Annotated in this window: 7 protein-coding genes and 2 pseudogenes; 7 read left to right on the forward strand and 2 right to left on the reverse strand. The window is 45.2% G+C overall.

Annotated elements, in window-relative coordinates; genetic code table 11:
* Positions 1-167: 167 nt before the first annotated feature.
* From IC21_RS08920 to nrdG, 6 genes and pseudogenes are all read left to right on the forward strand, one after another.
* A pseudogene (locus IC21_RS08920) lies at positions 168-677 on the forward strand (RNA-guided endonuclease InsQ/TnpB family protein); the annotation flags it as partial.
* Between the two features lie 137 nt (positions 678-814).
* The gene (locus IC21_RS08925) at positions 815-1,960 is read left to right on the forward strand and encodes a glycerate kinase family protein (protein ID WP_029142948.1); all 1,146 of its coding nucleotides are present in this window, start codon (positions 815-817) and stop codon (positions 1,958-1,960) included.
* 20 nt (positions 1,961-1,980) lie between these two features.
* Positions 1,981-2,637 (forward strand): annotated as a pseudogene (locus IC21_RS08930) (zinc-binding dehydrogenase); the annotation flags it as partial.
* Between the two features lie 137 nt (positions 2,638-2,774).
* Positions 2,775-3,854 (forward strand): PRK06851 family protein, encoded by a 1,080-nt coding sequence (locus IC21_RS08935; RefSeq protein ID WP_029142949.1) that lies wholly within the window; start codon positions 2,775-2,777, stop codon positions 3,852-3,854.
* 721 nt (positions 3,855-4,575) lie between these two features.
* Complete coding sequence (locus IC21_RS08940; protein ID WP_029142950.1) at positions 4,576-6,447, forward strand: anaerobic ribonucleoside triphosphate reductase; 1,872 nt, start codon at positions 4,576-4,578, stop codon at positions 6,445-6,447.
* On the forward strand, positions 6,444-6,920 hold the full coding sequence (gene nrdG / locus IC21_RS08945) for an anaerobic ribonucleoside-triphosphate reductase activating protein (protein ID WP_014097059.1): 477 nt from the start codon (positions 6,444-6,446) through the stop codon (positions 6,918-6,920). The genes IC21_RS08940 and nrdG overlap by 4 nt, the downstream gene beginning before the upstream one ends.
* Here the strand turns inward: nrdG and IC21_RS16710 are convergent.
* Positions 6,877-7,194 carry a hypothetical protein gene (locus tag IC21_RS16710; RefSeq protein WP_042512423.1) on the reverse strand — a complete coding sequence of 106 codons (318 nt, stop codon included), beginning with the start codon at positions 7,192-7,194 and terminating at the stop codon, positions 6,877-6,879. The two genes, nrdG and IC21_RS16710, sit on opposite strands and share 44 nt — an antisense overlap.
* A 332-nt stretch (positions 7,195-7,526) precedes the next feature.
* On the opposite strand from IC21_RS16710, the gene IC21_RS08950 reads away from it, so the two are divergent.
* Positions 7,527-8,783 (forward strand): dicarboxylate/amino acid:cation symporter, encoded by a 1,257-nt coding sequence (locus IC21_RS08950; RefSeq protein WP_029142951.1) that lies wholly within the window; start codon positions 7,527-7,529, stop codon positions 8,781-8,783.
* Positions 8,784-9,036: 253 nt separating this feature from the next.
* Here the strand turns inward: IC21_RS08950 and IC21_RS08955 are convergent, their stop codons facing one another.
* A complete protein-coding gene (locus IC21_RS08955) occupies positions 9,037-9,939 on the reverse strand; it encodes a LysR substrate-binding domain-containing protein (protein ID WP_029142952.1) in 903 nt (300 codons plus the stop codon).
* Positions 9,940-10,555: the final 616 nt, after the last annotated feature.

The following is a 10,555-nucleotide window of genomic DNA, read 5'->3' on the forward strand; positions in this document are numbered from 1 at the left end:
GGTAGGCTTGTTTGCCATGCGAAAGAAATCATTGCCCCTTTCGCCCTTCGCATAACACCACGCCCGCAGAGGCTCCATGTCAAGCGACCAACGATGTCATGAAAAATATGGCATGAGATCAAAATTAAATTTCACTTATTGGTGTCCAAAATATTGACTTAAATCCAAAAGCCAATTACCCACGTTACTATCGGCAAGCCTTAGATAAATTAGCAAAAGCACAACGAATTCTTTCTCGAAGAAAGAAAGGTTCTGCACGTTGGAACAAGCAACGACTAGTAGTGGCTAAATTACATGAGAAAGTGGCGAACCAACGCATGAATTTTCTTCATCATAAGTCAAAAGAATTAGCTTCTAACTTTGATGCTGTCGTGATTGAGGACGTGAATATGAAAGGGATGTCTCAAGCCCTTCACTTTGGGAAAAGCGTTCATGATAACGGCTGGGGGATGTTCACTACTTTCTTAGCGTATAAGCTAAAAGAACAAGGGAAACAACTTGTGAAAATTGATAAGTGGTTTCCCTCCACTAAGAAGTGTTCATGTTGCGGCAAGGAAAAAGAAATGCCATTATCTGAACGTGTATATAAATGTTCTTGCGGCTTTGTATTAGATCGCGATCACAATTCAGCAATCAATATCAAAAATGAGGGATTACGCTTATTCGCGTTATCATAAGTAACAAAACTCTTGGAACAAGAGGGTTAGCTCGGTCAGTTTTCGTTGGCTAGTAAAAGCAACAATAAGTCGAGAAGCCCCCACTTCAATTAGACCGCAAGGTCAATAAGTGGTGGGTAGTTCACTGGGGTGAAATGATGAAAAATCCAGTCTTTTTATTAGCGCCGGATTCGTTTAAAGAGAGCATGACGGCAAAAGAGGTATGTGCCGCAATGGAAGCAGGGATTAAAAAAGCGATCCCGGATGCTGTTTGCATTCAGGTTCCAATGGCGGACGGCGGGGAAGGAACGGTTCAATCGCTGGTGGATGCAACAGGCGGAACGATTTACCAGCAAACCGTCACAGGGCCGCTCGGACATCCGGTCACAGCCTGTTACGGGATTCTCGGAGACGGGGAAACGGCAGTAATTGAAATGGCATCTGCAAGCGGCATCCATTTGGTCACAAAAGAAACGAAAAATCCGTTGGTTACCACAACCTATGGTACCGGAGAACTGATTAAAGCCTGTCTGGACAAAAAAGTAAAACAGATTCTGATCGGCATTGGCGGCAGTGCCACAAACGACGGGGGTGCCGGGATGGCACAGGCGCTCGGCGCAAAATTTTTAGATGAAAGGGGCGGGATGCTTCCTTTTGGCGGCGGTGCACTCGGGGATTTAGCGGAAATTGATTTGGCCGGCCTTGATCCGCGCTTGAAAGAGGTGCAAATTTTTGTCGCATCGGATGTTACCAATCCTTTATGCGGGGAAAACGGCGCTTCTCATGTATTCGGGCCGCAAAAAGGCGCGACGAAAGAAATGGTTGCGCTCTTGGATACCAACCTTTCGCATTATGCCGCCATCATCAAAGAACAGCTTGGCAAAGATGTTGCTGAGGTCCCGGGGGCAGGGGCTGCAGGCGGCCTCGGTGCCGGTCTGATGGTGTTCACGGATGCCGTGTTAAAAAGCGGCATCGAGCTTGTCGTGGAATACACCGGATTGGAGCAAAAAGTAAAAGATGCTGATATCGTTTTGACCGGAGAAGGCAGCATCGATTTCCAGACGCAGTTCGGGAAGGCCCCTTATGGCGTGGCCCGGGCAGCAAAAAAACATGGGAAACCCGTAATTGCCGTTGCCGGTTATGTCGGGGAACAAATTGATGTTTTATATGAAAAAGGCATTGATGCGATCTTTGGCATCCTGCCCCGCCCGATGGCGCTTGAAGACGCTTTGCAAACGGGTGCTACCAATATTGAGAGAACATGCGAGAATATCGCGCGGCTTTTGGTGCTAGCGAAACAGTAGAGGGCGTATCATATTTTCACGAAAATAATATTTACCGCGTGCCGGATTCCTTGTCTTTGGAGGAAGCTGCATTAGTTGAGCCTAGCGCGGTTGCTGTACAGGCTGTGAAAGATAGTGGTTTAAGATTTGGCGATACGGTTGCGATTTTTGGTGCAGGCCCGATCGGATTATTGACCATTGTTGCAGCACGTGCGGCAGGTGCAAGCCGGATTGTCGTGGCAGATTTGTCGCAACCTCGTCTGGACCTGGCGAAAAAAGCAGGCGCGACCGACATTATTAACTCCGGGGAAAAAGATGCCGTCCAAACCATCCGTGATCTTGTTCCGGGCGGCGTAGATGTATCCTTTGAAGTGGCCGGCGTTGCTCCGACTTTCAAACAAGCACTTGATGCAACGAAAGCACGCGGGATTGTCGATGTCATTTCTATCTTTGCACGCCCGATAGAATGGAACCCGATGCAGTTAACGAATACAGGTGTTAGCGTTACAGCATCGATTGTTTACACGAAGAAAACATTCCAACAAACGATTAACCTGATTGCATCCGGCCAATTGAAACCGCAAGACGTCGTTACCAGCCATATCCAATTGGAAGAAATCGTTGAAAAAGGCTTCGAAGCTTTGACAAAAGACAAATCCCAGGCGAAAATTTTGGTTAAATTGAGCGGGGAGAAATAAACCTTTTAAGAAGAGGCCGGCCCGGGCTGATTCCGGGCCGGCCTCTTTTCTTTGCAAGAGGAAATCACAACCTTTTTGCGGGGCGCATAGGCTAATGTGGAAAACCGTTAATTATCCAAACAGAGGAGTGGCGGGATATGGCTAGAAAAGTGTTGCATTATTTTGCAGGCGGCAATACCGGGAAAGGGTTTGCGCATTATTTGGATTCAAGTTTGCAGGGTTTGGATCGCGTGTTTATTTTAAATGGCAGGACAGGGAAATCATACATCATGGAAAAACTGGCGGAAGCGTGGAAGAAAAAAGGTTATGATCTTGAACTGATTCATTGCCCGTCTGCCCCTGATTCGCTGGATGGCCTGATGATTCCAGGATTAAAAACAGGAGTGGTGGATGGGAATGCGCCGTATGCGATTGAACCGAAAGCAAATGGATCGGTTATGATCCTGGAGGACGCATTGGACGCCAAATATGAAAAAGAGGTATTACAGCTGAATCGCCGTATACAGGAAGCCTATCAATCTGCGTACAAATCGTTTGCGGAAAGTTTGCGCCATCATGATGACTTGGAGGCCATTTACTTAAAAGAAATGGATTTTGAAAAGGCAGGCCAGGTGACACAGCAGCTGATTGAAAAGCTATTTGGCGGGAAAACCGGGGGCGAGAGCGCAACGGTATACCACCGTTTTCTCGGGGCAGCCACACCAAACGGAGCAGTTGACTTTATCCCAAATCTGACGGAGGGGCTATCGAAACGCTATTTTATAAAGGGGCGGGCCGGAACCGGCAAATCCACAATGCTGAAAAAAATTGCGGCCAAAGCGTCAGAAAAAGGATTCACGACTGAGATTTACCATTGCGGATTTGATCCAAACAGCCTTGATATGGTCATCGTCAGGGAACTCGGGTTTTGCATTTTTGACAGCACCGATCCGCACGAATATTTCCCTGAGCGAAATGGGGACGAAGTGATAGATATGTACGCGGCTGCGGTGACGCCGGGTACGGATGAAAAATACGCAAACGAAATTCAAGCTGCCCATAAGCGGTACAAAGACAAAATGAAAGAAGGGACCGCCTGGCTGCACGAGGCAAAAGTGCTGAACGATAAACTGGAAATGTACTATGATGAGGCACTGGACTTCGCAAAAGCGGACCAGATCTATCTCAAGATCAATCAAGGTATCCAGGAAGCTGAACGCCTGCAAACGCAATCGTGATAAAATGGGATGCCGCCGGGAAATGCGGCATTTTTTTGAGGAAATGTAAGGCATTGCGGGGTTTTTCGGGAAGGCCCGTGTTTTTCAAAGTAGATTCTCATGCCCAGTGAACGCGGCACCAGCAGAAGAATGAAAATCAGCCTGTGCAATTTTCCAGGATAGTAAGGAAAGGCATCACGCGATTCCCCAGGTACCGATTTGCCTCCATAAGGCAACACATGATTCCCCACGGGGCTATCGTCTTGTTGAAAAACATTACGGTTTCCCGGTTTCCAGCGTAAAAGGGAAAAAGAAAGGCCCGAATCGTTTTCCGGAGACGCTCCCCCTTTCGTATTGAAATCCAAAACACACTATGGTAGGATACTATATGTAGTTAGTTGTCTCAGAAATCAATACTAAATATAGTATTTTGGGTGAGGGTGGCAGATCTGTCTGAAAGGGAATCCAGTTTAAATCCGGGCTGCCTACAAAACTGTTCGGCTGTATTGCCCATCAGAAGGGCCAGAAGCACAAGCCAGGCCTGCCATAACTTGATGTTTCGGAGGGCGGAATTTTTGCCGTTTTGGCCGCCGTTTATTCCGCGATTGAACGGGTTGGTCGGGCAAGGATGTTGCGGAAATTTTAAGCCGCTACGCCGCAGCCTTTTTTCATTGAAAATGCATGATGTGCCACCTATTTTTTCATGCCCAAAACCGGTGCGTTAGAAAGGAGAACCAGTAAAATGATGACAAAAAATGAACAAGAAACCAGTGGCGGTTTTCCCCTGCATGCCTTAAATGAGATTGTGTTTTCCCATAATCATGATTTAATGCAAGAAAATGCAAATATGGATGGCTCTTCACCAATGGGGCAAATGTCAAAAATCTCTTCTGAAGTCAGCAAAAGTTATGCAAAGCAAATGTTGCTTAGCAAAGAGGTCGTAAAGGCGATTGATGACAATTTTATTTACCCCCATGACCTTGATTTTATGGTAACGGGTACGACCACATGTTGCCAGATTCCGCTGGGCGGGGTATTAAAGGGCGGATTTAATACCGGACATGGGTATATGCGTGAACCGAAAGACATTGGCAGCGCGATGGCTTTAGCAGCGATTATTTTCCAAGCCAATCAAAATATGCAGCATGGCGGGCAAAGTTTTCCGATGTTTGATTATGATCTTGCTCCTTACATAGAGAAAACCTTCCATAAAAATAGAAAACGTTTGAAAACCTATGCCACCAGCTATACAGACGAAGAGCTTGAGGCATTAGCCTGGGAAGAAACCGACCGGGATGCGTACCAGGCATGTGAAGCTTTTATCCATAATTGCAATTCGATGCATTCCCGCGGGGGAGGGCAGGTCCCGTTTGTATCTATTAATTACGGTACCGATACGTCCAAAGCCGGGCGATTGCTCGTAAAAAATATGTTGTTGGCAACGAAAGCCGGGCTCGGGAAAGGGGAGACACCGATTTTTCCCATTCAAATTTTTAAAATGAAAAAAGGGATCAATTTTGAACCCGGGGAACCAAATTATGACTTATACCAATTAGCACTTGAAACGACGGCAAAACGTTTATTTCCGAACTTTAGCTTTATAGATTCCACGTTTAATCGTCCCTATTATGACGGCACGCCGGAATCAGAAATTGCGTATATGGGCTGCCGCACCCGTGTGATGGCAAACCGCCATGGAAAAGAAAATAGTATCCGCCGCGGGAATTTGTCCTTTACTTCTATTAATCTTGTAAAAATAGCGCTGATTGCTAAAAATGAATGTGAATTTTTTAACATACTAGATCGTTATCTTCACCTTGCCATTCAACAATTGTTAGAACGGTTTCATTTTCAGGCAAAAAAGCAGGCGAAACATTTTCCTTTTTTGTACGGGGAAAATATTTGGCAGGATAGCGAAAATTTAAACCCGGATGATGAAGTAGGAGAAGTATTAAAACATGGCACATTAAGTGTTGGTTTTATTGGGCTGGCTGAAGCACTGGTTGCACTGACAGGCAAACATCATGGGGAGTCTAATGATTCTTATCAATTAGGGTATCGTATCATTCAGCATATGCGGGAGAAAGTGGACAAAGCAAGTGAGACTTATGATTTAAACTTTTCCTTAATTGCAACGCCGGCAGAAGGGTTATCAGGGAAGTTTACGCGAAATGACCAAAAAGAGTTTGGAAAAATTCCCGGGGTGACGGACCGGTCCTATTATACGAACTCATTCCATATTCCGGTTTATTATCAAATCAAGGCGATTGATAAAATAAAAATTGAAGGTTCTTTTCATAAATTATGTAATGGCGGCCACATCACTTATATTGAGTGTGATGGGGATGTTTCAAAAAATGTCCGTGCTTTGGATCGATTGGTAAAAGCCATGGCGCAATATGATATTGGCTATGGTGCCATCAATCATCCCGTCGACCAGTGCGGCGTCTGCGGTTATTCGGGAATCATTGATAATGAGTGCCCGGTTTGCCATAATGCCGATGAAGGTAGGATTGGGCGCATTAGACGAATAACCGGTTACCTGGTTGGCGATATGAAAAGGTGGAATTCAGCCAAACGTGCAGAAGAGAGCGAAAGGGTGAAACATCAATGAGGGTCATGAATATCATCCACGATTCGGTTGTTGACGGTGAAGGTTTGCGAACCGTGATCTTTTTTGCAGGCTGTCCGCACTTTTGCAAGGGATGCCATAATCCGCGGAGTTGGAATATCCATAATGGGACAGAGATGCCGGTTGAAGATGTCGTTGCAGAAGTGGCCGGCAATCCATTAACAGATGTAACCTTTTCCGGCGGAGAACCCTTTTTTCAAGCGCAAGAAGTGTGCGAAGTGGCAAAACGATTAAAAGCACTGGGGAAAAACATTTGGGTTTACTCAGGCTATACATTTGAACAATTAATCGCTTCCGATGATCCCTGTAAACGGGAATTGCTGCGATATTGTGATGTGCTCGTTGATGGCCCGTTCCTATTGGCAGAGCGGGATTTAACCTTATCATTCCGCGGGAGCAGAAACCAGCGGATCATTGATTTAACAACAAAGCGGGGAATGGAAAGATCATTTTAATCAAAGGCAAAAGTGGAGAGATGGTTGCCCATCTCTCCACTTTTGCCGGTGTATAATCTAGCTTGTTCGGATGAATCATAGGATGGAAGATTTCTTTATAAACTATATCATCCGTTATCTTCTTCATCATTTTTCGCGGCGCATCTTTAGCAAGGCTGGTCGCGCTGCGGATGCGGGATTTTCCGAATACAGATGCTTGGTTGACCAACTTGGCAACGGGTTCAGAGTACATGAACGACAACCTGTATTTTATTGAGAAGCGGGTTGGCTTCATTTCTCACTTTATCCTGCAACTGTTGAACAATTTGCTTGGCTGGTCGGCATGATGAAAAGGCCCGATTTCCCCCTGAAAGCAGCCCCTATATGATCAAGGTAAAACTGATCATTTCCAAATATGCTTCACATACAATGGAGAACTACCTTGCCCTGTCATGATCACTGAACCGGTTTAGGAAGGCGGAGTAGTAGTTTAAAGACGCCTAAATGTCAGGTATAATAGATTGTGAAGATTTTCAATTCGCACTTAATTGGGATGGCAAAGGAGTGAAAATTGGCAGTTTCCGTATTTTGCGTACGATTCATTTATCATTGGAGGGAGGGCATCAGATGAAAAAATTTTTTGCTTTTCAAGTTATGATTGGCTTGATTTTAGGGGCCATAATAGGGGCAATTTTCCCTGATTTCGGGACGAAGTTGAGGCCGGTCGGGGATATGTTTATTCACCTGATCAAAATGATTGTCATTCCGATTGTGTTTACAACAATTGTCGTGGGGGCTTCCGGCGGAAACGGGAATATGAAAAAGATGGGTTCGTTGGGGCTGAAGACGCTCATTTGGTTTGAGCTGGTTACGACGCTTATTTTGGGCATCGGCCTGCTGCTTGTGAATCTCTTAAAACCCGGTGTTGGAGTGGATCTATCGCATCTGGCCAAAACAGATATTTCACAAGTAAAAGCAAACGCGTCCACAGTGGTTGATTTTAAAACGATGATTGTCAACATCATTCCAAACAATATTGTGAATGCAATGGACCAAAATAATTTACTGGCTGTTATTTTCTTTGCCATTCTATTCGGGGTGGCAGCCGGTGCAATCGGGAAAGCAGCCGAGCCGGCATTGAAATTTATGGAATCGGCTTCGAAGGTGATGTTTAAATTGACACAGATGGTCATGGTTACCGCGCCGATCGGTGTTTTTGCCCTGATGGCGTCTTCCGTCGGCCAGTTTGGCATCAGTCTTTTCATTCCGATGGCCAAACTGATCGGGGTTGTCTATCTTGGACTGGCCATCGTCATATTCGGCCTGTTCCCGCTGATTGCCTGGATGTTCAAAATTCCTTATTTTAAAGTATTTCGGATGGTTTGGGACTTATTTCTGATCACTTTTTCAACGACAAGCACAGAAACAGTCCTTCCGCAGCTTATGGAGCGGATGGAAAAATTCGGATGTTCCAAACGTGTTGTCTCGTTCGTTATTCCTGCCGGGCTATCGTTAAATTGCGACGGCTCCACATTGTACCTGTCAGTTGCTTCTATTTTTATTGCCCAGGCATTCGGTATACCGATGAGCCTTGAACAGCAGCTGATTGTCATGGCGGTTTTGATCGCGACTTCAAAAGGCATTGCAGCTGTTCCAATGGGTTCCCTCGTTGTGCTTCTGGCTACGGCAACAGCCGTCGGACTGCCTGCTGAAGGTGTGGCTATTATTGCCGGGATTGACCGGGTGCTGGATATGGCACGCACGGCTTGCAATACACCGGGCCACTGCCTTGCCAGTATTGTTGTTTCCAAATGGGAAAAAGAGTTCCATCCAAATGAAGCATTCGCTGCCCGCCCGGAAACACAATCGGTTCGCCAGTCATAAGAAAAGAGTCGGGCATATTATAAAAAAAGGATACGATTGGTTTCGTATCCTTTTTGGGGTTGAAAATGTTTCTTTACATAGACGCCCATGCCGGAACGGGCGCGGCACCGGCATCCAAAATAAAGTCCGGCGGCAAGGCTTGCGAGCCAACTTTTTTGGCAGAAAATGGGCAATCGGAAAAATGATGTTTTTCTCCAGGCTGTGTTTCTGGCATGGGCGGCAGCCGCATATGAAATCCGTATAAAAAGATTGATCAGGAACCGTTTATTCGCTGCTCCTGCTTCGTCAGCACGTCCACCAACTTTTGCTGTAAAGGCGTTAAAATGTGATTGGACCGGTAGGCAAGGGAAATGAGGAATTCCGGCTGGCCGGGGTCAGCGAGCGACAATGCTATGACAGGGGCGTATTCCGGGACGGCAATTTCTGTAAAAAAGCTGATGCCGACATTTTCAGCAATCACAACCATGCCTTTAATGATTTGAATATCATTTGTCCGGTAAATAACCGGCGGATGGGTCCGGGTCTTTTTTGAGAGCCCTTCAAAAGCCAATGGGTGAATAAAATGGTCGCTCAGCTGAATGAACGGTTCGTCTTTCAGTTCTTGAAAAGCCACGGATTTTCTCGTAGCAAGCGAATGTTGCGGGCTGACAATAATTTTAAATTTTTTGCGGGCAAGCAAATGGCTCGTTACGTGCTCGTCTTCTATCGGATGGATTGCGCCCAGCAAGGCCATATCCATTTTCCCCGTTAGCAGTTTGTGAAACAGCGATTGTGAACCATCCTCGTACACATTCATATTCTGCAGCAGATTCTCTTTGGCGAGCATGGAGGAAATGGCCGGGAAATAATAGTTCCCTATAATCGGCGGCAAGCCAATGGAGACCTTTTCCATTTTTAATGCCTGGATTTCCTTCCGGGCAATATCCAGTTCTTTCAGCATCTGGGTGGCATGCCTTTCAAATTGCCGGCCGCTTTCTGTAAAACGTATCTCGTGATGGGACTGGTCCCTGATGATCAGCTGCGTACCAAGCTCTTTTTCAAGCCGCTGGATAGCAGCGGTAATTGCCGGCTGGCTGACATGGAAAAAATTGGCCACTTTTGTATATCGCTTTTCCTGATACAGCTTTTTATAGTATTGTAAATCCTTGATGTTCATAAAAAATCTCACGTCCATTAAAAAAATTCACATTGTGTTCAAAAAAGGGTATCCCCGCGTTCCCCGTTCTGTGCAAACGGCCCCGGTGTTTGTTAAGCGCTTCACATGGCACAGGTACAGGATTTCCGTAAAAACATACTTTCCTCATATAAATATTTTTTTCTTAAATTGCAATATTAAATGCAACAAGTATTGAAAGACCAGATAACCCATGATTAGAGACCTTGCCAAAATGCTATATCCCCTGAAACTGTAAGCAGTCAGACAATTAAAGGTCGTTGATTTATTCCACTAAAGAAAAAAGACGTTTGTAGGAACATTATGACAAATGTAAAAAGAAATTGTGAGTTTTTTTTGATTTTAATGGGGTAAATTTATTTATTATAAGTGTCTAAATTTTTACACTTTGGTCGGTTTTGGGCGGGTTTCAATAGATTAAGCTACTCATTCCTGTGGTAAATATTGTAAAACGGAAAAAGATGATTTTTTTTTGAAAAAAAAGAGCCATGAAAGCCACTCCTTTGTCAAGATATAAGTACGACCAAATATCCAGGGAGTGATTTCATGACTATTTCTATTCTAACACAAACCAGAGACTTTTCAATACAACAAAATT

The organism is Heyndrickxia coagulans DSM 1 = ATCC 7050 (assembly GCF_000290615.1).
In the GTDB taxonomy this organism is placed as follows: Bacteria; Bacillota; Bacilli; order Bacillales; family Bacillaceae_C; genus Weizmannia; species Weizmannia coagulans.

Excerpts from the sequence above, each read along its gene's own strand:
- IC21_RS08950 (WP_029142951.1), top strand. The coding sequence starts at position 7,527 with ATGAAAAAATTTTTTGCTTTTCAAGTTATGATTGGCTTGATTTTAGGG.
- IC21_RS16710 (WP_042512423.1), bottom strand. The coding sequence starts at position 7,194 with ATGAAGCCAACCCGCTTCTCAATAAAATACAGGTTGTCGTTCATGTAC.
- IC21_RS08940 (WP_029142950.1), top strand. The coding sequence starts at position 4,576 with ATGATGACAAAAAATGAACAAGAAACCAGTGGCGGTTTTCCCCTGCAT.
- nrdG (WP_014097059.1), top strand. The coding sequence starts at position 6,444 with ATGAGGGTCATGAATATCATCCACGATTCGGTTGTTGACGGTGAAGGT.
- IC21_RS08925 (WP_029142948.1), top strand. The coding sequence starts at position 815 with ATGAAAAATCCAGTCTTTTTATTAGCGCCGGATTCGTTTAAAGAGAGC.
- IC21_RS08955 (WP_029142952.1), bottom strand. The coding sequence starts at position 9,939 with ATGAACATCAAGGATTTACAATACTATAAAAAGCTGTATCAGGAAAAG.
- IC21_RS08935 (WP_029142949.1), top strand. The coding sequence starts at position 2,775 with ATGGCTAGAAAAGTGTTGCATTATTTTGCAGGCGGCAATACCGGGAAA.